We start from the raw sequence: 20,425 nt of genomic DNA, 5'->3' as shown, positions 1-20,425 counted from the left end.
GCCACCTTGGCCTTAAACGCCGCATCAAACCGCCGCCGCTTCCGCGCCATCTGAAACCTCCTGATGACGCCACGATACCCTCATCCACGAGCCAAAGAAATCCACCTTAACCCGTGGTCCGAAAATTGGGGTCCACTTCATAGAGGCCGCGAGGTGGCTTGGCAGCGGCCAGGGTACCGGGCTGCCAAGCGGAGGTCCCGGGGTTAGGTTCTTCCGGCGATCTATTCGCCATAAGCCCCGACGGGAACGGTCGAAAATCGGGACTTTGTTTCTTTCTGTGTCCGGCAAATTAAGCGTTTTGCATTGGAAACAGACCCATGAAATAAGGATTTGGATTGTAAACAACCCTCTAGAGTTGAGTTGCCGATCCAAATCTCTCAACACTAATAGCCGATATGCCCGGAATTAAAGAAAAACGCAACCGAATGAACCCTGGTCTGCGATTTAATGCACGCCTCGATTTCACAGCACCGAATATCGCCCCATCGACTCCTCGTCTTCGTGGTGGCTTTACTGATGGAGGCCAAGTTGTGCAGTTTAAATTGACACCACGCTTCTTAATTCGAGCAACGTCATTACCACTAGGCAATGGAGATCGCAATTTCGAATAAGGCGTTACGACTCCAGTTGCGTTCGGCAAGACCATGTTTTGCCAAACTTCATTGCTGTCAGCATTACTAGAACCATGATGGCCCACTTTGACAACGCTGCTCTGCTTCTTAGGTCGAACGGCTGACTTTAGGACTGCGTTCCAGCCCTGATGCGGGTGCTTGCAATTTTCCAGATCAGCTTTCAGCAAGAGGTCATGATTTGGCGTCGATAACTGAACAGCAACTGACAGGTCATTTGGTGAGAGCTTGGTGAATTTTTGAACTGATGAGTTCGGGCTTAACTTGCTTGCGATACTCTTAAACGCGTTTTGAATGGTTGCACCTGATGGACTCAGGGCTATTAGCTCGACTGCGTATGGATGCTCTTTCCTATAAAGCATGCTTCCGTCCGAAGCATAGGAAGGAGGGCTCTGCTTAGAATCTGCTACACGTTCCAGGATGTCAGCAAGTTCACTTGCCGTCGATGAGGCGGATGCCGCTACACATTTATTCTTCTCCTCAATCTCGAAAACGAGTTCATTAAATTCGTCGCTGGCGAGAGCTGCGGACATCGTAAAACGTGCATCTGGACAACGCCTAACGATTTGTGAAAGGCCTTTGACATGGTCATCGTGCCAGTGTGTAGCAAGAACTCCCTTTATCGCATCCCCTGGATTAATGTTCATTGCCTCCAGGTATGCAAGGGCAACTGGTGAATCTTCGCCCGGTAATCTACAAGAATCGATTACGTACCAATCACCATCGCCAAGGTGCATGACAAGGGACTCACCAACTCCCGGGCCGAAAATTGAGAGCTCAAATTCGTCGGCTGCAGGCGCGTTAGTGAAGTGTTTTTCCTCGAAGTTCACGGAGTTGCTCGACCTTCCTTGCAATGCCACGTTTTGCTGCGCCGCTCAGCTTTGGCATACGTCGTAAGCGGAACTCAGAGAACCGTCTGACTTGACCTGTCTCCCGCCGCAAATGACCGATGCTCCAGTAGAACACAGCTCCTTCTTGCAGTAGTGGCAAATCATACTCATTAAATTCACTCAAGTATATCTCTGCGAATTCAATGCAATTATTTTCATCAGTTAAGTCATGCAATTCGCATTGAACCGAATCAACGTCGGTCCCAATTACAACACACTCCCACTGCTGCTGAAGTACCTTTCTGTCTCCACCGAGGGGCACACCCACAGATTCTTTTGAAATTGGTTTCATCTTCTTCGCGGGAGAACTTACAAGTGTGGCAGTCGGTTGAACGTTCGGACCAGGGATCGCTGCCGAGTCAATTGTACGATCGTCACCTGCTTCAGCCGGAACTGGGAACCACCAGTCATCACGCTTAATCCGAGCCGTTTCAATGTCCTGAGCTATCCCGCGGACATTCAATTCAGTGGCCGTTTTTTCTTCAAGAGTGAGCATTGCTAAATGCCTCCGACGAATTATCTACTTCAAGGAGTTTCATCGCAGACTTTTCCGCATAATTGTAGAACGATGTCCAGTCGGCCCCCAAGATTCGCATTGCCTCACAGTTTCTTTCCGAGATAGATCTCCTGGATTCACTTTTCAGTGCATAGTGCTGATTTACGCCTACAAAGACTCCATTCTCAGGATCCATCACTGGATGAATTCGAATCGAAATTCGCTCTGACGAGGACTCAGGCCGCTTGCCCTGCATGCTGACACCGATCATGCCAGGCGAGTCCATCACATCATTCCACGGATCTTTTGGAGCCAGACGATGTCCAATTGCATGCCAGGCATCCTGAGAATCACAGGCCACTGTCATATCGAGATTTAATCCCAAGAAAGTGAGAGGCGTGTGTTCAAGCAGGGTGAAAGAGCCCACCACTAAATCTCTCACAGAAGGTGCCTTTGCTGCGTCCTTCGTTGTTATCCCAAACTTTTTTCGTTCAATTTGGAAATGGATATCGTCTAGTACGAACGTCGAGACTTCATCTGTACAGGTCAAATCGCTTGCATCACCAATTTCCTGGTGGGCAATTAAATCATTTTGAGCAAACCAACTTGGATGAAAGATAGCGGGATTAAAGTCACCGAGAATCACCACGGAGTAAAGCTTCTCGTGTATTTCCAACTTAGCCATCGTTACTCTCGTTAATATCGCTATTTTCCTTACTGACACACTTTTTCATCGGCAATTTGAACCAGCAAACTCAACGAGATCCAAGTTCCTCCACGCCACGACAGACCGAGGAAGTGATTCGACGCGATCTTTGATAACGTAGATTCGGTGAACCAGGGGCAGCTTCCTTCTTTGGAAATCATTGCAAATTCTAATGTTCAGGCTAGTCCAATTTACTCGTGAACTTGTGCCTAAAGAACGGTATTGGATATATCTGTGCCTCCCCCATTGCTGGTTATTGCCAGATTGCGAGGAGGGGGGTGAACTCAACAGAATACCGTCGCACGTTCTCGAACCAAATATCCTACTCTCCAATATCTGCACATTCAGCCCCCCAAGCTGGCAACTATCTCAGCCTCAACACCCACCCCTCGAAAGAGTGGAAATCACATAGTGAGCGGGATGAAATTACCATGTGCGGGAAAATCTTGAGGAGGATGAGTTTGCGCCATTTCCGGGAAATTAGAATCGAAATTCTTGTGCAAGCTACGCCTCTACTAAAGGCAGAGCAAGCGATTAATGACCACCGCTCCTTGTAGAATTTGCCTACTTCTAATCAGCAGGCATCGTCTGATATTGCGGATCGCTTGCAACACCGCCGAAAAGAAACTTGACGGCACTGTGCTGCGACTTCGATGACAGAAGATGATTTCAGACGTAAAAGGGCATGTCAGTCTCGCTGAATCTTTTCCAATTTCATGCCGCATAAGGAATGTGCAGAGCGTGAAATTGGGACCACCAAGGCCATCAGTGGAATTAGGGCTATCAGGACCTCGATAACAATAACGCTCTCGCCCAACCCAACTGCTGATGCACTCGGGCAGGCATGCACCATTTCCACGTGAGCTTCCGACTCAACTTTATACCGGACTGTCGATCCGGTGGTTGCGGGTTCGATCCCCGTCGGCCTCGCTTCTCTGATTTCGATCAGAAGCGAATTAAAAAAGACAGTTGCTAAGCATCTAGCGACTGTCTTTTTTTGTGCGCAGATTGAACGTCTTCGGCACTTTCAGGCCGGATAAAAACTGCGGGGGAACCATGAAGCCCCGCGACGCCGAATCGACGATGCGGCGAATGCTTACCGAGGCAGGCTTCGATTTTTCAAACCTTCAATTGGCGCTGGCCTGAGATATTTTCAAGTCGTTCGCCAGTCAGACGGTCGAATGTGTGTCGAATGGTTTGCTGTTCCAGTGCGGCACGGATGACTTCACTGGAGAGCCTTGTTTCCATTTCGATCTGTGCCGCCAACTTGAAGTCGATGTCGCTGGCGAGTACGACCATCTAGAGCAACTGCACTGCCGATTCAGCTGCGAGCCGACTGATTTACGGGAGCCACTTAGGAGCAATCTCGGGGCTTTCGGTTTCGCAACCCTGGCAGGCTACTTCGATGCGATTGAGAATCGTGACGAGTTTAAGAGGGCCGTTGCCCCCGACCTGGCAGTGCGATCTCAAGCGACACAAGTTCTCAACATAATCGCCATCGGTGAACTTCGTTTTATCCGCCAGTTCCCAGCCAACAGCGCAATCGGCTGCCCCAGCACAGCTAGGAATTGCCGATTCTTCCGGCTGGGATTCGCGCGATTCCTGGTTATCGCCTTGTGGTCGCAGCGGTTCCGTTGATTGCCGTTAATCCGTCGTAGACCAGTGGTTTGGCTTCGGGGGCAGTCCGATTCGCATGCCGGTAATTCCTGCTTGTTCTGCAGCCGTTTGCCTTGAAATTCGCTCTGGAGAAACTACTTTTTTCCATGGTTCATCAATGCTACGGGTTGCCGCCATAGATTTTTTCTATGGGTTGGTTCGAATTAATACCATCTATTCTGCCCGACCCTCGGAACGATAATGACTGGTGAGAATCCCGTATTCCGCAACCTTTAACCTGAGCAGAAAAGCAGCCGATGCCCCAGGGACAGCCAACTGACTGGGAAGATTCAGCCATCCGCGGAGCGACCGATGTCCTGGCGACCTTTGCGTCGACCGCCAGGGTGACGTTCGACCGAGGTCAGGCTCGTCGGCTATTGCATGAAGCGAAGCGAGCGATCCCAGGCACCGATCAAACGGCCTGGAGCAGCCGGCTGGTTGAGGTTGGCGAGAGCGTCAATCTGAAAGTTCGAACACTCGACGCTAGCATCGAGCGGATCATTGAGTTTGTCTACGATGGCACGCCGGTCGCTCATGGTTCAACCGACGACTCCGGCGACGTTCATTGGCGGGTCTTAATCCAGGCCAAACGCAACAAAGTCTTGGTTCTCGATCCGGTCACCGATACGAAACGCTGGGTCTCGATGTCGGGCCTGAAGAAGGAACTTTCGCTTACTGGCCCGGATGCGAAGTGCCGTTGGACCGTCGGCCAGCCAGCCCTCGGTTGTCAGGCCGCAAATCGCCCAACCGACATTCCATCATCCGATCACGATGTCAAACCGTTCGAACGATTAGTATCGCTGTTTATTCCGGAACGCCGCGACCTTTGGATCCTGTTGATATTCTCGGCCATCGTCGGACTGCTGGCCTTGGCAACGCCAGTCGCCGTCGAAGTGCTGGTGAACACGGTAGCGTTCGGTCGGTACCTGCAGCCAGTCGTCATCCTGGCGTTGATGCTTTTTGTATTCCTCGCGTTCGCTGCCGCCATGCGAGCCTTAATCATCTTCGTGGCGGAAGTGCTGCAGCGTCGAATTTTTATCCGTGTTGTCGAAGACCTCGCCTATCGCCTGCCTCGCGTTCAGCAAAATGAATTCGACCACCAACACGGGCCCGAATTGACTAATCGCTTCTTCGATGTCGTCACCGTTCAGAAGGCGACCTCCACCTTGCTGCTCGATGGCGTGGCGATTGTTCTTCAAACGATCATCGGGATGGCGGTTCTGGCGTTCTATCACCCGTTCCTGTTAGGGTTCGATATTGTCTTGCTCCTGCTGATCACCTTAGCCGTTTTTGGTTTGGGACGGGGTGCCGTTAAGACTTCGATCAAAGAATCCAAAGCCAAGTATGCGGTTGCGGCCTGGCTTCAGGAACTCGCACGGCATACCACCGCGTTCAAAATGAATGGTGGTCAGGCCTATGCCTTAGAGCGTGCCGACGATCTGGCGGTGCACTGGCTCGATGCTCGTAGAAATCACTTCCGCATCATCATCCGGCAGATCCTGTTTGTGCTAGGCCTGCAAGCCGTTGCGGCAACTTCTCTGCTGGGGCTGGGTGGCTGGCTGGTTATCTCTGGCGAAATGACGCTCGGCCAGTTGGTCGCCTCCGAACTGATCGTCATGATGATTTTGAGCTCGTTCGCCAAGCTGGGCAAACATCTCGAAAACTTCTATGACCTGCTGGCATCGATCGACAAATTGGGGCATTTGTTTGATCTGAGTGTCGAACAGCACGATCGATTGTTTCATCTGCGGGAAGGGGAACCGGCGAGCATGCGGTTCCGTAATATTTCCCTTTCGCATAATAATCGCTCGGTGTTCTCGGACTTAAATCTCGAGATCGGGCCAGGTAGTTCCACTGCAGTGTTGGGGGACTCAGGAGTCGGCAAGTCGACCTTCCTCAGCTTGCTTTGCGGACTACAACAGCCGAACAAAGGGGTCGTCGAGCTCGACGACATCGATATCCGCGAACTTCGCCCTGACTCGCTACGAGAGCACATATCGTTGGCGGGAGAGATTGGCATCTTCCATGGCACGATCCTCGAGAACATTCATTTGAATCGTTCCCACATCAATGCCAAAGATGTTCGCGATGCGTTAAATACGGTTGAACTTCTGGACGAGTTCCAGGATCTACAAGACGGACTGAACACCATGCTCCAGACGCATGGTCGGCGTCTTTCTCGCAGCCAGGCTTCACGATTGATGCTAGCGCGCGCGATCGTGGGGCGGCCTCGGATGCTGCTACTCGACGGTGTCCTCGACGGACTATCGGACGAAATGGCAAGCCGCATCTTCCAACGTTTGATCGAGCAGAAGAATTGGACCGTGATCGTGGGAACATCGCGAAAACGCCTGGCAGAGCAATGTGACCAAACGATCCCCCTGGGCGACGCCAACTTTTTAAAGAATACATCGCGAAGTCCCCAGTAACATGAATCGATTCTAAGGGTTAGGTCTAGGAGTTTCCGATGAATACAAGGGGAGTTAAAGCCAAATGTCGGCCGTAGCGGAATCACGCCACGATAACTTGCCAGCACTCAAGTTGGTGCAATCGTCACGATGGGTATGGCGATTGGCCAATGTCATGCTAGCCATGCTGTTGTTGAGCATCGCCGGTATGATCTTTGTGCCTTGGCAACAATCGGCGCGCGGTACCGGTCAGGTCATTGCCTACGCTCCGCAGGAACGCCAACAGGTGATCACGGCTCCGACAAAAGGAATCGTTGCGGTCATCGCTCCCGAACTTCGCGAAGGTTCGCAAGTGAAAAAGGGGGACTTGATCCTCGAGATGGAGCCCAGCGCTGCGAACTTGGTCGAGCAGTTGGAAGCTTCGCTCCGCGATTTGGATGCCAAGGTCGATACGGCCCAGGTGAAGGCGGAAGTGTACGGTCGAAACATCGTCGACTTTACCGAGGCGAAGGCGGCAGCCGTTTCGGCGGCCGATCAACTGGTCGAGGCCGCCAAAGCGAAGTGGGACTCCAAGCGAAAACAAGTGCCGGCTTACGAAGCGAAACGGCTTCAAGCCGAGCTGAACCTGGAACGCCAGACCAAGCTGTTTGAAAGCGGACTACAGTCCGAGAAAGAGCTTGAAAAGCTTCAGAAAGATCTGAACGTTGCCGAGGCGGAACTGCTGTCGGTGCAGTTAGACGTCGAAGCGGCCGAAGGGGAGTTGGAAGCAAAGAAGAACGAACGAATTCAGAAGGAACGCGAAGCGCAAACCAAAGTCGACTATGCCCATGCCATGCAACAGGAAGCCTTGGGCCAGGTCGCAACCGCAACGAAGGAACGCCGAGATATTGAAATCAAGCTTTCCGAGTTGCAGCGATTGAACATTCGCGCACCGCGTGACGGAACCTTGTATCGCGTGCAAGTTTTCGAGCAAGGACAGATGTTGAAGGAAGGAGATCCGCTGTTCACGATTGTCCCGGAGACATCACAACGGGCAGTCGAACTTTGGATCTCTGGCAACGATATTCCACTGGTGCAAACCGCCGATCATGTGCGCCTGCAGTTCGAGGGGTGGCCGGCGGTTCAATTCGCAGGCTGGCCTTCGGTGGCAGTCGGAACGTTTGGTGGTACGGTCGCCACGGTCGATGCCACCGACGATGGAATGGGTAATTTTCGAGTACTGGTCGTGCCTGACAAGGACAGTGCCTGGCCGTCCGACCTCTACCTGAGGCAAGGCGTCCAAGCAAACGGCTGGGTCATGCTAAACCAAGTTCCCTTAGGCTATGAAATATGGCGACAACTGAACGGATTCCCTCCGACGGCCTCAGGAGGCAAGAAGGCCGACACCAAGAAGCCTCCCAAGCCCAAGGTGAAGCTGCCCAAGTAGCCCGGACCGCTCGCATCGCTGGTGTCGTCACCCTGTCGCTGGCCATGCTTGCCACCGGTTGCCGCTCGACAACTCCAAGCTTACCGACCTACACCGAATCGAGCCCCCAGTCCGCTTCGACGAAGGCTGCGGCGGCTCCTTCGTCTCCATCTGCCACCTCGATCGATTCGTCAGAACTGCGTAAAGTTTCCTTCGATGAAGAACTGAAGCCGCCAGCGCAGGGCCCTTCGCACCTCGAAGCGGCCCCACTGGAAGAGATCGAACCCGCCCCACTGAGCATGGAAGATGTCGTGTTGGCGGTCGAAGCATCGTACCCACTGCTTACCAGTGCCTATCTCAGTCGAAACGTCGCCGAGGGGGAGAACATCGCGGCGTGGGGCGATTTCGATCTGCTGCTGAAGGCCTCATCGGAATCGCGGCCGGAAGGTTACTATCAAACCTATCGCCAGAAGGTCTCGATGGAGAAGCCGCTGTTTTCGGGTGGTTACTTGTATGGTGGCTATCGCTTGGGGGAAGGTTACTTTCCGGCCTGGTATGGCGATCGAGAGACGAACGGCGGTGGCGAGTTCGCCGCGGGCATCGGCATTCCCCTGCTCAAAGGTCGAGCGATCGATCAACGACGTGCTCAACTTTTTCAAGCCGAGATGGAGCGGCAACGGGTCGAACCTGAGATACGCGCTCAGTTGATCGAGTTTACACGTGTCGCCAGTCTCTATTACTGGGATTGGGTCGCCGCGGGGATGGCTCGCGACGCCCAGCGTGGGCTGTTGGAACTCGCGCAAGAGCGTGTGCAGAACATTCAAAGGCGAATCGAACTGGGCGACCTGAAATCGATTACCCGCATCACCAACGAGCAGTTGATTGCGGCTCGCGAAACGAAGCTGATCGAATCGGAACGTAAGCTGCAGAGTTCTGCGATCAAGCTTTCACTTTTCTTCCGCGATCCTGCCGGTCAACCACTCTTACCGCACGAATCACTGCTGCCAAATCACTTTCCGGAAGAGGCACTGCCTACGACTCAAGAACTGGCCGAAGCAGCGGACACCGCCGTTGCCGCGTCGCCCCTCTTGGCCGACCTCGATTGGAAGATCCGCCAGGTTCGCGTCGATCTACAGCAAGCCGAAAACTCGCTGCTGCCGAAGCTCGATGCGCAGCTTTATGCCTCGAAGGATATTGGCGAACCAACCAGTCCTCAGGGCGAGAAAACACCGTTCGAGTTAGAAGCCGGCATCTTCGGCGAAGTCCCTTTGCAACGACGCGCTGCGATCGGCAAGGTCACGGCGACGGAAGCCAAGCTTCAACAGTTGTCTGCCAAACGCCAATACACGGCCGAAAAGACCGTGGCGACCGTGCAAGATGCGATCTCCGCCCTGTTGAACGCGGAGGAGAGAACCAAGCGAGCGGAACAAAACGTGCAACTTGCCGAAGAAGCCCTTCGCCTGGCACGCATTCAGTTCAACGCCGGCGATATCGATGTGGTCGAGTTGAATATCTACGAGCAATCCGCCACCGATGCCCAACTGATCGACATCTCTGCTCAAGCGGACTTCTTCAAAGCAATCGCCGACTATCGAGCCGCCTTGAATATCATCCCCTAGCAGCAAACGGCTTCACTTGGATGTGTCGTTTCTTCCACATCCATGTTGAATTGCATTCAGCGATTCTTGTAATCAGGATCGCTTGATTAGCGTTCCTGAAATCGCAGAAGCTTCTGTTTAAATTCTATTTGCTTCGCTGGTTTCGCTTCGGCATACCAACGATCGCAGCAGCGATGATCTGCTCATTCCTCTCCTTCGAAACAGGAAAATCGCCTGTTCTATTTCTTCCGGTTCGCCATGCTCGAAGTCGACGATATCGGTGCTCGCCTGTTGGCCGGGGACAATTGCCCCTGGCCAGGTTAGCGAAGATTTGTTCGACCTGTGCGACATGTTCACTACGCCACTAGGTATTGCTCGCATCGCCGACAAGATTCCGAGGGAACGCTTCATCGATGGGATTGCCCAGACCTCGTTCTTAATTTCCGATGGCAGTCCATCGAAACGGGATGCGGTATTCATCTATGCCGCAACCTCGACCAGAGCACCTTCCATGAACCAGGCATGAGCCCGTGGGGCTTCAATCTTTACATGGAACCGAAAGAGCAAGGCAGCAGCGGCCACTCTCGGTTTGAATGGGGCCTGCCTCAGGCTCTGCAGAAAGCAGGTCGCCACAACGCCACGTTTGAGAAATATCCGCGCACAGATTCCGTCCTGCAAAAGCCAGGTCAGGAACGCCTAGGGATCTTCAACCGACTCGTCGACGGCTTCCTTCTTGAAGGCATCGACCGCCGTATAAATCTGATTGATCAATTGCTTCCGTTGCAGCGGCTTCGTCGCAAAGTCGCTGCAACCGGCCGATAAACACGACTCGCGATCGCCTGCCATAGCGTGCGCCGTCAGGGCGATGATGGGATAGGCAAATCCAAGTTTTCGCAGGTGCTGCGTGGCAGCATAACCATCCATCACCGGCATCTGCATATCCATCAGCACTACGTCGTAAGGCCGATCCTCTTGCAAAGCGGCCATTGCCTCGTCGATTGCCTTCTGGCCGTTTTCGACCAGGCTCACCTGACCGCCCGCCTTCTCCAGAAAATGCCGGATCAGTTTTTGGTTGTCCGCACCATCTTCCGCGACCAGGATGTGGATTCCGGCAAGTGGATTCTCTTGGTCCGCAACGTCGATCAACTCCTTGGGACGCGCAACTTGAATCCCTGCTTCCAGGCTCTTCCAAGGTCCCTTCGGCAGTCGATCCGCTTTGCCAACCGGCAAGCGAACCGTAAAGGCGCTGCCCACGCCAAACTCAGAGGTTACATCCAGTGTGCCACCCAGCAAGTTGGCCAGGGCATGCGAGATGCTAAGTCCCAGACCGGTGCCACCGAACTTGCGCGTCATCCCGGCACTGGCCTGTGTGAACGAATTGAATTCTGCGATCAGTTGAAGTTGATCCTTGTCCATGCCAATACCAGTATCGACAACGACGAACTCGATAACCTGGGCCAGGGCATCGTACGAGACATCGAGCGCGACACTGCCTGCCTCGGTAAACTTGATCGCATTGCCTACCAGGTTAATCAAGATCTGCCGCAGTCGAGTGGGGTCGGTCAGAATGGTCGGCGGCAGCACCGAATTGAAATGAAGTTTGAACTCGAGTCCCTTGCTGCTGGCACGTTCTTCCAGCGCGGTCACGACATCGTTAACGAGTTGACGCGGTTCGGCTTGAATACGTTCAAGGACCATCTTGCCCGCTTCGATCTTCGACATATCGAGGATGTCGTTAATAATCGAAAGCAAGTGGTTGCCATTGCGTCGGATCGACTCGAAAGCCATTCGCCGCTGTGATGGTGCTTTATCGAGTCCATCTTCGCCGAGTAGTAAATCGGTGTACCCGAGGATTGCCGTCATTGGCGTGCGGATCTCGTGGCTCATGTTGGCCAGAAATTCGCTCTTCTGGCGATTCGCCATGTTGGCTTCTTCCGCCAACTTCTCAGCCTTCGCACGTTCGATCTTCAATTCCGCGACGGTCTTGCGAAGCTCTTCTTCCGCTCGCTTTTGATCGTCGATTTCTGTCAGCGATCCGGCCATCCGAATCGGTCGCCCCTGCTTATCACGAGTCGCCAGACCTCGCGTGCGGAACCAACCATACTCGCCAGATTCCTTCTTCACGCGGACCTGGATATCAAATCGTTCCCCCATTTTCAGATGCCGCTCCAATGCGGCCATGCCTTCGTCGACATCATCGGGGTGCACACGTTGGACAAAGCCCTGCAAGTTGGGCTCCAGACAATCGAACTTTTCAGGCTTCAATCCCAGTAAACGTTTGAACTGATCGGAATACCAGACCACCTTGGTTTCAGGATAGAGATCCCACAATCCGTCCGAGGTTCCCCGGATCGCCCGTTCGAAACGGTCTTGTTGTTCGACCAGTTGTTTACGGGCTTTGTCGACTTCGGCCTGGGCTTTGACTCGCTCGGTGATGTCAAACCGTAACGACACAAAGCCGGTGATCTTTCCGGCGGGATTGGTCAGCGGCAGCATCATCGCATCGACCCAGTACAACGATCCATCTTTGGCTCGATTGCATACCTCGCCCCGCCAGGTCTTCCCGGAAGCGATCGTCCGCCACATGTCGATCCAGAACTCTTTCGGGTGATGACCGGAGTTGATGATACGATGATTTTTCCCCAGCAATTCGGCACGCGTATATTGGCTTAGCGCGCAGAAACCTTCGTTCACATCAACAATCTTCCCAGACCGGTCAGTAACCGAGATTAACATGTAAAGATCGACGATCTTCCGCCACGACTGCTTCTCATCAATTGCCTCGAAGGCGCGTCGCTGGGCATCGATGACCGCTTGTTGAAGCTCCAGGCGATGCCGCATCACTTCGTTTTGCAAAGAGAGCATGGAATCGACCGCGAAGCCCATCGCGACCCCATAGGCCGCCAGACGCAGAACATGGCAACACCACCAAGACGATTCCCACAGCGTGGTTTGTTCCATCAACAAGTTTGCCGCACCCAGCAGCAGACAGTGCACCATGAATAACAAATCGTCACGTTGGCGATACCTGCGGAACGCGCCCCACAGCCGAAACGCTGCCAGCAGAATCAAAACGCCGCCAGCAATATTCAGCCAGATCGCGATCGGCGAGAGCATTCCTTGGTTCAGCATCCGAGGAACGGCGTTAGGCAGCAGGAAGCCAAGCACCCCCATGGCAACCACGATGGCCGCCATGGAAAAACAGATTGTCTTCAGGTGGCGACTCTCTTGCGGCTTGTACCAGACCATCGCATAGAGCGCACCTCCGGCGAATGCACCAATCGAGTGCAGCCATACGAACGCATCACCCGACGGCAAAATGCTGTGGAGGCCATCCAGGACGGACATTGCCATCAAGCCATAAGCCAACGGCAAGCTAAACGTCGTCCCACGCCCCAGGCGGCGATTGATCAAGATCAACCCACCCACCACGACTCCGATGCTGGAGCCCACGGTTTCCATGACGGCATGGAGTACCGGGTTATAGTAAACCCAGCTTGCCATCGAAGAACTAAGCGAAATGACCAGCAAGTGAAGCAAAATGCTCGCGCCCAGGCACAGAAATATCCACCCACCCGTTCGCCAGCGACTGGGAGGCATGCGCACGGGCAGACCGGTAGGAACTCCGGTTTGCTCGGCGTCGGGCCTCGGCGAGCCTACGGGCTCGGGTTGGCTGGGAAGGATCGACATCTCTACAGGCCTACTGGTGATTCAAGTCGGCGCGCTTTAGCGGTCAGAAAATGGCTCCTGGTAAGCGTCAGCCACCCGTTATGCCATGCGCGAAGAGGTGCCTGAATTTGATGTTAACCGCAGTTCGATCTACCCTGCCCCATCGGAATGATTGTTACAAAGTGGATCGAAAGTCCGAAATTTCCGAATCATCTCCGAGTTAATTGCCATCGCATTACTGTCATTTAATCTGCACGGCTGTCCGAACCCCTGAACCCACCACTTCCAGGTACATCCACTCCACCTACACAGGCCTGTCGAGCCGATGAGCAGACGCCTGACACAACCGCCGCCCGCCTTCATATGAGACGGAAGTTATCAAATACACAACAACCTTCTCTACTTTCCCTCGCCCGCACAATCACTGCAAGCATTTGCAGCATAAAGACTTAAGCACTTTTTCGTCCATTTTGGCATGGACCATGCTTTTCTATTGAAGTGCGTTACTGAAGGAGACGCAGCCAGGAGAACAGGGGGTTTTCCTCTGCGAACTCATACACGAAGAGGAGAAGAATGATGAAGTCCTACATGATTGCAGCCATCGTCGCCGTCGGTTTGATTTTCGGTGTGAGCTCGTCTGCCTACGCAGGCGGACCGCATGGCGGTCACGGCGGGCACCATGGCCACCACGGCGGCTATTACCAGCATGGGAACCATGTCCATCATCGTGGACATATCCATTATGCCCCCCGTCAGTCCTACTACCGATCGTATTACGCCCCACGGTACGGCTATGGCTATGGGAATCCTTACTACTACCGCGGTAGTGGCTTCTATTACGGAAGCCCAGGTTTCTCGGTTGGTGTTCGCTTCTAATCAATAGAGACGACACCCGAACTCCAACTGGTTCAGGCCCCTGGCAGCAAGCCGCCAGGGGCTTGTTGCTGCGCGGTCCGTACCAGCTCACCCCTCGTTTTTCCGAGCTTCGGGCACTAAATTGGGATGCTTACTCGAATACGGAAGCCTGACAGATGCTGCATCTCCAATCCGAGTCGGGCCAGCGTTGGCTCGACCAGGTCGAGAAGAACACCGACGTGGTGTTGATCGACCATGCTCATTGCGAAAAGAAAGCGGCCGGCACCGCACTGAATCTCATCTTTGCGTATGTTGAAGATGAAGAGCTTTGCCGCGAGATGACCTTAATCGTGAACGAAGAACTCGAGCACTTTAACATGGTGCGCGATCTCCTGAAGCGACGTGGCATCCCCTTCCGCCGTTTGAAGCCCTGTAACTACGGAGCACAGTTGCACGACCTGATTCGCAACCAGGAACCGCAACGAGCCGTCGACCGGTTGCTGGTCGCTGGCCTGATCGAAGCCCGCAGCTGCGAGCGATTTGGTTTGCTTCGTAAGCATTTGCCTGATGCGGAACTGCGAGACTTCTACGACAGCTTGTTCGAGTCAGAAGCACGCCATCATGCGGTTTATGTCCGCCTGGCGAAGCACTTTGCTCCGGAAGCGGAAGTCATGCAGCGTCTCGATGAGTTGGCAGCTGCCGAAGCGGCCATCATTGCCACTGGTGACGAAAACGCCAGGGTGCATAGTTAGGCCTTTCTTCCCTAATTTACCAGCGAGTTGAAGCCGATCCCCGATTTGCTAAACTCACAACTTTTGGCCCCACCTTCGGTCGACCATTGGCAGAATGCCACGAACTAGCAGTCGCCAGGAAAGAATCCAGACTCCCCATGAGCACCGATACTGAACCTAAGTGTTCTCCTACCCATCCGGCCTTGAGCGGTTCTGAAAAAGCCATTCAAGGACTTCGCGAGACGGGGCAGTACTTCTTTCAACGCGGTTGGTCGGTCGGCACCAGCAGCAACTACAGCGTCGTCGTCAATCGCAGCCCGCTGCAGTTGATGGTTACGGCCAGCGGCATGGACAAAGGCCGCTTGAAGCCCAACGACTTCGTTCGTTGCAACTACGACGGCAACCAGGTCGACTCCTCGAACATGCCCACCACCGATCAGCCACGCTCGTCGGCCGAAACGCTGCTGCATGTCGTGATCGCTCGTATGGAAGAAGTTGGCTCGGTGCTGCATACGCACTCGGTCTGGGGCACGCTGCTCTCGGATCACTTCGGCGCCAAAGGGGGCTTCGAGATCGAAGACTATGAAATGCTGAAGGGCCTCGCCGGTGTCAAGTCGCATCAGCACGTCGAACATGTGCCGATCTTCGAGAACACCCAAGACATTCCGAAGCTGGCCGAAAAGGTCGAGAAGCGTCTGCACGACGAGTCGCAGCCACCGATCCACGGCTTTTTGATTCGGAACCATGGCCTCTATACGTGGGGTGAAGACCTGGACGAAGCTCGTCGCCATATCGAGATCTACGAGTTTCTTTTCGAGGTCCTCGGGCGTAAACTGGCAGCACAAGGCAAGCTTTGCCAATCGGTCTAAGGTTCCCGCCAAACCACTTTTCGCACACGTCACATTCATCTGAGATTCGCCTGATTGGCGAAGGGAGAGAACGGCACTATGGCCAGCATTTCCATTCCTGACGAAAACCGCACCATCACTGATGTCCAGGAAATCTGCGACTTCCTCAAGCCGTTCGGAATCTGGTACGAAAAGTGGGAAGTCGCCGGACGCATCGGCGAGAAGGCCACCAACGAAGAAATCCTGGAAGCATACAGTCCCGAGATCGAACGTCTGAAGCAGCAAGGCGGTTTCGTCACGGCTGACGTGATCAACGTTTCGCCAGAAACGCCGAATCTGGATGCCATGCTCGAGAAGTTCAATAAAGAACATACCCACAGTGAAGACGAAGTTCGCTTCACGGTGGAAGGCCGCGGCGTGTTCCACATCAATCCGGAAAATGGTCCGGTCTTCGCTGTCCAAGTCGAAACAGGCGACCTGATCAACGTGCCGCGCGATACCCAGCACTGGTTCAACCTGTGCACCGATCGCCACATCCGCTGCATCCGTTTGTTTGAAGATCCTACCGGCTGGACTCCGCATTACATGGAAGATGGCGTGCATATCAAGTACTCGCCACTTTGCTGGGGACCAGACTACCTGGCCAAAGCCGACGATATCGATCCTGTGGTGAACGTCTAATGGCATCACCTTGGAATGTCATTCTGCTGGATATCGAAGGTACGACTTCGAGCGTTCGCTTCGTTTACGATGTGATGTTTCCGTATGTCCTAAAGGGGCTGGATAGCTTCCTGGCTCAATCCTGGAACGATCCAGCCTTGGCACCGGTCCTCGATCAGATCGCTCAAGACGCCGGCAGCGAGAGCTTCCTCGCTTGGACGGCCGATCTGACCGACGAAGATCAACGCCGCGAGAAAGTCGCCACCGAGATCCGCCGCCTGATGGATGACGACGTCAAAGCGACCGGCCTGAAGGCTTTGCAGGGCATGATCTGGAAAGATGGCTTCGAGCGGGGCGAGATGATCGCCCAGGTCTACGACGACGTCCCCCCTGCCCTGGAAACATGGACCAAGGCGGGCATGCGCGTCTACATCTACTCGTCCGGCAGCATCGCCGCCCAGAAACTGTTCTTTGGACACAGCGAAGCAGGCGACCTGCTCCCTTACTTCTCAGGTCACTTCGATACGACCACCGGTCCGAAGAAGGAAACCAAGAGCTACGACACGATCGCCGCGGAAGTGGGCGAGGCTGCCGAGAAGATTCTGTTTATCAGCGATATCGTCGCCGAACTGGATGCCGCCAAAGAAGCTGGCATGGACACTCGTCTAAGCATTCGTCCTGGCAACAAACCGGTCGAAGATGGGCACACGCACGAGCCGATCGCAAGCTTTGCCCAGGTTTCCATTGGCTAGCGTTGCAGTCTCAGCAGCCTGATAATTCCGCAAATCTTGCCATGTTTTTTCGCGATCGCGGCCAACACTTGCCGCGTTCGATGCGTATCGTAGCATGACTCCGCTCGACATGCGTGGGCTGATTGGGAAACAGGAACAGCCCCATCCGCATGTTGCCAGCATCCCGGCAAGCACGGAAGAATAGGATTCTCTCTTTCGCAACGAATGCGACCTGCTTTGACGCCGCGACGACCTCTTTTGGACTCGCATCGGAAAGGCCAGCACCTATGGTTCGCTTTGTTTGCACGCTGATGGCATTCAGCCTCATCGCTACTAATTCGGCTCCCGCGTGGGCCGCATCGCCGGTTCAATTCGATGTCGGCTACCTGACTGCCGCTCGTGATGTTACCTCGCCTGAATTCAAGCATGCCCGCCCAGGCTATCGCCTGCTGCAAATGGATGTGCTGATATCGACAATGGTCGACTCACGCATTTCGGAAGACCTGATCGAAACGACGTTCTTCATCGAACCGCATAATCCACGGATTCAAATCGAAGACTTCTCGCCGCAGACCACACTGCAAAGTCCTTATGCTGGCAATATCTCGACCGAGAACCGCACCGAGTTGGAACTCAACGGCAAAGTCTCGGCGAAAGACGCGATCACCCCAACGCTCGGAGGCGATGCTTCCGTCGGCGTGTCACGGAAACACTCTTCGGTCGAGAAGGTCGACATCCTGCCAGAACTCAAACTGGTTGCGGCAAGCGGAACGATCCATCGCGGTCGAGGTGTTTTCTTTCGCTTCAATCGATCGAAACAAACGAGCCTGGAAGGTACCACCGCCCTTGGTATCGTCGTGGCCGTGCCTGAGAACTGGTCGGCCGATACGATGACGGTTCGTTGCCGAGCGAAGATTCGCCAGCCGGTTGTCCCTGGCGGTCCGACGAAAGAGGTCGACCTGCCCGAGATTCGCTACACCGTGGCGATCTATCAAAGTGGCGACCGGTACGCCTCCCAGGTCGCCGATCGCTACATCCAGGAAGAAGCCCGTTGGCAAAGTATCCAGCGGGAATACGCCGACGAGATTCACAATCGCCGTCACGATTCGCCGCTTGACTACCTGACATCCATCGTGCGGCCAGACCGACCATCCGGCAGCGTTGCCGAGCGGATGCAACGTTCGCCAGAGAAGACCTCGCGGGAACTCCCTTCGCCAGTGGTCGACGCGTACTATCGCTACCAGGAAGCGAAGTCGCTGCTCGACAGTTGCAACGGGCTCCGCCCTCTCGTCCGAGCCCAGGTCACCGACGAAACGGCGGTCGCCAACTCGTCCGTTTCAATCGACACGCAAGAGAAGTAAGCCACACCTTCGCGTTTCAACAGCAAGGCCCGGCGAAGTCGATGCTTCACCGGGCCCTTCCTGTTCCTTGATGGCTACCAGCCGCTGGCTTAGCTATTCGTTTCCAGGTCGAGGTACTCGACCGGGATGTTCTTGAATACCTCTTCCATGCTGGTAACGCCCTGGGCGACCTTTAGCATTGCCGCTTTGCGGAAGGTGATCATGCCCATCTCTTCGGCCATCTTCTCCAACTCGTGAGTTGGATGCCGGGCAACGATCGCTTCTCGCAGCCCACGATTGACGGTCACCATCTCGAAGATCGCCGTCCGGCCGCAGTAGCCTTCATTCTCGGCCGATGGATCAGGGCCATAGAAGTAAGTCCCTTCGCCTGGTTCAAGCAAGGCTTCAATGTCGGCGAACGTGTTGCCGGTCGAACCAAGCTCGTACTTCATCCGCGTTTCAGGATCGAGCGTTCGTACCAATCGCTGAGCGATTACTCCTCGCAGGCAGCTTGCCAGGAAGTAAGGATGAATGTCGAACGAAAGCATGCTTTGCACCGCACCGGTAGCGACCGGGGCATGCAGCGTGGCAAAGACGAGGTGCCCGCTGTTGGCCGCGCGAACGGCGGTGACGGCGGTCTCTTTATCGCGGATCTCCCCGACCATGATGATATCAGGCTGCTGACGAATCACGCCGCGAAGTAGCTCTGGGAAGTCGAGGCCAACCTTCGTGTTCACTTGCGACTGGCGAATGCCTGGCAGCGAGAACTCGATCGGGTCTTCCAGCGTGTTGATCTTGCGACTGCCGTCGTTCAGATGCTGGAGACAGGCATAAAGCGTCGTTGTCTTGCCGGTGCCGGTCGGGCCAGTCACCAGGACCAATCCCGATTCCGACTGCAGCATTTCCATCAACGCGTTGCGGTCGTGACGACCGAGACCGATCTGATCGATCGACAGCAGATTGTTGGCCCGATCGAGCAAGCGGATCGTCAGGTCTTCCCCTTCCCGGGTCGGGATCAGGTTCAATCGCAGGTCGATTACCTTTTCGTCGTCGCGATAGATCCAGCGTCCATCTTGCGGACGGCGACGTTCGGTGATGTCGATGCCGGCCAATGCCTTCACGTAGTTCAGCAGTTGGCGACCTTCGCTGGCGGCAAGGGTGGTGATGTTCTTCATCCGTCCCCACATCCGCATGGCGATCTGGTAGTGCGGTTCGCCGGCGAAGATAAACAAGTCACTGGCACCCACCATCGCGCAGTGCTCGATCAGCAACCGCATCTGGGCTTCAGGTTCAAGGTTATCGCTGTCGATCTGGGCGAAGTCGATTCCGTGGGAGTTCTTATTGTGAGTTGACACCAGCTAGTTTCTCCGCTTCCGCAGCATTGGCCGCGCTATCAAAGACAAGATCCATACGCATCAGTTTGAAGACGTTCGCCACCGCTGGCGGAGCCGAATAGCAAACCATGCGGCCGCCATTTTCCGCGAATCGTTTATGGCAGGTCAGCAGCCAACCGATTCCGCTGGAGTCAATCACTTCAGCCCCTCCCAGATCGAGAAGAACGGTCAGCGTGTAGGCCTCGGGACCAAGCAGCGTCGCGATCGGTTCTTGATCGCGGGACATACCGTCCTGGCTGACTCGCCCAGAAACGGCGATGTGTACGTGGCTGTCTTTCGTGGAAACGATCTGTAGATTCATGAGCAAGCCAAGTCTCGCTTCACGAGCGCGAAGCGATTCATCTAAAGGTAGTCACGTCTTAAATTCGACCAGCCCCGACAAGGCGTCGACATGCGATCCGCGAAGATT

The 20,425-nt window shown here is 54.5% G+C and carries 17 protein-coding genes; 10 read left to right on the top strand and 7 right to left on the bottom strand.

Annotated features, from left to right (window positions below):
• Positions 1–349 precede the first annotated feature (349 nt).
• From AB1L30_RS03865 to AB1L30_RS03850, 4 genes are all read right to left on the bottom strand, one after another.
• Positions 350–1,459, bottom strand: coding sequence for an MBL fold metallo-hydrolase (locus tag AB1L30_RS03865; RefSeq protein WP_367012073.1), 1,110 nt, complete (start codon positions 1,457–1,459; stop codon positions 350–352).
• A complete protein-coding gene (locus AB1L30_RS03860; protein ID WP_367012071.1) occupies positions 1,431–2,015 on the bottom strand; it encodes a hypothetical protein in 585 nt (194 codons plus the stop codon). Before AB1L30_RS03860 ends, AB1L30_RS03865 begins: the two co-directional genes overlap by 29 nt.
• Entirely contained in the window at positions 2,002–2,700 is a 699-nt protein-coding gene (locus AB1L30_RS03855; RefSeq protein WP_367012070.1) for a hypothetical protein, read from the bottom strand. Before AB1L30_RS03855 ends, AB1L30_RS03860 begins: the two co-directional genes overlap by 14 nt.
• 1,140 nt (positions 2,701–3,840) lie before the next feature.
• On the bottom strand, positions 3,841–4,020 hold the full coding sequence (locus AB1L30_RS03850) for a hypothetical protein (protein ID WP_367012069.1): 180 nt from the start codon (positions 4,018–4,020) through the stop codon (positions 3,841–3,843).
• 614 nt (positions 4,021–4,634) lie between these two features.
• Between AB1L30_RS03850 and AB1L30_RS03845 the strand changes: the two genes are divergently transcribed.
• The 4 genes from AB1L30_RS03845 to AB1L30_RS03830 all read left to right on the top strand — a co-directional run bounded on the left by AB1L30_RS03845 (position 4,635) and on the right by AB1L30_RS03830 (position 10,314).
• Entirely contained in the window at positions 4,635–6,806 is a 2,172-nt protein-coding gene (locus AB1L30_RS03845) for an ATP-binding cassette domain-containing protein (RefSeq protein ID WP_367012067.1), read from the top strand.
• A gap of 64 nt (positions 6,807–6,870) precedes the next feature.
• Positions 6,871–8,211 (top strand): HlyD family efflux transporter periplasmic adaptor subunit, encoded by a 1,341-nt coding sequence (locus AB1L30_RS03840; protein WP_367012066.1) that lies wholly within the window; start codon positions 6,871–6,873, stop codon positions 8,209–8,211.
• Entirely contained in the window at positions 8,115–9,809 is a 1,695-nt protein-coding gene (locus AB1L30_RS03835) for a TolC family protein (protein ID WP_367012065.1), read from the top strand. Before AB1L30_RS03840 ends, AB1L30_RS03835 begins: the two co-directional genes overlap by 97 nt.
• A gap of 259 nt (positions 9,810–10,068) precedes the next feature.
• Positions 10,069–10,314: a hypothetical protein gene (locus AB1L30_RS03830; RefSeq protein WP_367012064.1), complete on the top strand. Its 246-nt coding sequence runs from the start codon at positions 10,069–10,071 to the stop codon at positions 10,312–10,314.
• Between the two features lie 170 nt (positions 10,315–10,484).
• Here AB1L30_RS03830 and AB1L30_RS03825 read toward each other — a convergent pair whose 3' ends face one another.
• Positions 10,485–13,292 (bottom strand): PAS domain-containing protein, encoded by a 2,808-nt coding sequence (locus AB1L30_RS03825; protein WP_367012063.1) that lies wholly within the window; start codon positions 13,290–13,292, stop codon positions 10,485–10,487.
• 738 nt (positions 13,293–14,030) lie between these two features.
• Between AB1L30_RS03825 and AB1L30_RS03820 the strand changes: the two genes are divergently transcribed.
• From AB1L30_RS03820 to AB1L30_RS03795, 6 genes are all read left to right on the top strand, one after another.
• Positions 14,031–14,333, top strand: a complete 303-nt coding sequence (locus tag AB1L30_RS03820; RefSeq protein WP_367012062.1) for a hypothetical protein — start codon at positions 14,031–14,033, stop codon at positions 14,331–14,333.
• A gap of 155 nt (positions 14,334–14,488) precedes the next feature.
• Positions 14,489–15,064 carry a tRNA-(ms[2]io[6]A)-hydroxylase gene (locus tag AB1L30_RS03815; RefSeq protein ID WP_345087054.1) on the top strand — a complete coding sequence of 192 codons (576 nt, stop codon included), beginning with the start codon at positions 14,489–14,491 and terminating at the stop codon, positions 15,062–15,064.
• Positions 15,065–15,201: 137 nt separating this feature from the next.
• Positions 15,202–15,912 carry a methylthioribulose 1-phosphate dehydratase gene (gene mtnB / locus AB1L30_RS03810; RefSeq protein ID WP_367012060.1) on the top strand — a complete coding sequence of 237 codons (711 nt, stop codon included), beginning with the start codon at positions 15,202–15,204 and terminating at the stop codon, positions 15,910–15,912.
• Positions 15,913–15,990: 78 nt separating this feature from the next.
• Positions 15,991–16,572 (top strand): cupin domain-containing protein, encoded by a 582-nt coding sequence (locus AB1L30_RS03805; protein ID WP_345087058.1) that lies wholly within the window; start codon positions 15,991–15,993, stop codon positions 16,570–16,572.
• Positions 16,572–17,303 carry an acireductone synthase gene (gene mtnC, locus AB1L30_RS03800; RefSeq protein ID WP_367012059.1) on the top strand — a complete coding sequence of 244 codons (732 nt, stop codon included), beginning with the start codon at positions 16,572–16,574 and terminating at the stop codon, positions 17,301–17,303. Before AB1L30_RS03805 ends, mtnC begins: the two co-directional genes overlap by 1 nt.
• A 266-nt stretch (positions 17,304–17,569) precedes the next feature.
• Complete coding sequence (locus AB1L30_RS03795; protein WP_367012058.1) at positions 17,570–18,643, top strand: hypothetical protein; 1,074 nt, start codon at positions 17,570–17,572, stop codon at positions 18,641–18,643.
• A gap of 89 nt (positions 18,644–18,732) precedes the next feature.
• Here the strand turns inward: AB1L30_RS03795 and AB1L30_RS03790 are convergent, their stop codons facing one another.
• Positions 18,733–19,977, bottom strand: coding sequence for an ATPase, T2SS/T4P/T4SS family (locus tag AB1L30_RS03790; RefSeq protein WP_367012057.1), 1,245 nt, complete (start codon positions 19,975–19,977; stop codon positions 18,733–18,735).
• Positions 19,961–20,317, bottom strand: coding sequence for an STAS domain-containing protein (locus AB1L30_RS03785; RefSeq protein ID WP_367012055.1), 357 nt, complete (start codon positions 20,315–20,317; stop codon positions 19,961–19,963). Before AB1L30_RS03785 ends, AB1L30_RS03790 begins: the two co-directional genes overlap by 17 nt.
• Positions 20,318–20,425 lie beyond the last annotated feature (108 nt).

The sequence above is a fragment of the Bremerella sp. JC817 genome, assembly GCF_040718835.1.
GTDB lineage: Bacteria > Planctomycetota > Planctomycetia > Pirellulales > Pirellulaceae > Bremerella.
The sequence above is the reverse complement of the archived record's forward strand: the minus strand, read 5'-3'. Positions and strand labels throughout refer to the sequence as shown.

Coding starts and splice junctions, on each gene's coding strand:
- AB1L30_RS03860 (WP_367012071.1), bottom strand. CDS start 2,015: ATGCTCACTCTTGAAGAAAAAACGGCCACTGAATTGAATGTCCGCGGG.
- AB1L30_RS03855 (WP_367012070.1), bottom strand. CDS start 2,700: ATGGCTAAGTTGGAAATACACGAGAAGCTTTACTCCGTGGTGATTCTC.
- AB1L30_RS03850 (WP_367012069.1), bottom strand. CDS start 4,020: ATGGTCGTACTCGCCAGCGACATCGACTTCAAGTTGGCGGCACAGATC.
- AB1L30_RS03845 (WP_367012067.1), top strand. CDS start 4,635: ATGCCCCAGGGACAGCCAACTGACTGGGAAGATTCAGCCATCCGCGGA.
- AB1L30_RS03840 (WP_367012066.1), top strand. CDS start 6,871: ATGTCGGCCGTAGCGGAATCACGCCACGATAACTTGCCAGCACTCAAG.
- AB1L30_RS03835 (WP_367012065.1), top strand. CDS start 8,115: ATGGCGACAACTGAACGGATTCCCTCCGACGGCCTCAGGAGGCAAGAA.
- AB1L30_RS03825 (WP_367012063.1), bottom strand. CDS start 13,292: ATGGCAAGCTGGGTTTACTATAACCCGGTACTCCATGCCGTCATGGAA.
- AB1L30_RS03820 (WP_367012062.1), top strand. CDS start 14,031: ATGATGAAGTCCTACATGATTGCAGCCATCGTCGCCGTCGGTTTGATT.
- AB1L30_RS03815 (WP_345087054.1), top strand. CDS start 14,489: ATGCTGCATCTCCAATCCGAGTCGGGCCAGCGTTGGCTCGACCAGGTC.
- mtnB (WP_367012060.1), top strand. CDS start 15,202: ATGAGCACCGATACTGAACCTAAGTGTTCTCCTACCCATCCGGCCTTG.
- AB1L30_RS03805 (WP_345087058.1), top strand. CDS start 15,991: ATGGCCAGCATTTCCATTCCTGACGAAAACCGCACCATCACTGATGTC.
- mtnC (WP_367012059.1), top strand. CDS start 16,572: ATGGCATCACCTTGGAATGTCATTCTGCTGGATATCGAAGGTACGACT.
- AB1L30_RS03795 (WP_367012058.1), top strand. CDS start 17,570: ATGGTTCGCTTTGTTTGCACGCTGATGGCATTCAGCCTCATCGCTACT.
- AB1L30_RS03785 (WP_367012055.1), bottom strand. CDS start 20,317: ATGAATCTACAGATCGTTTCCACGAAAGACAGCCACGTACACATCGCC.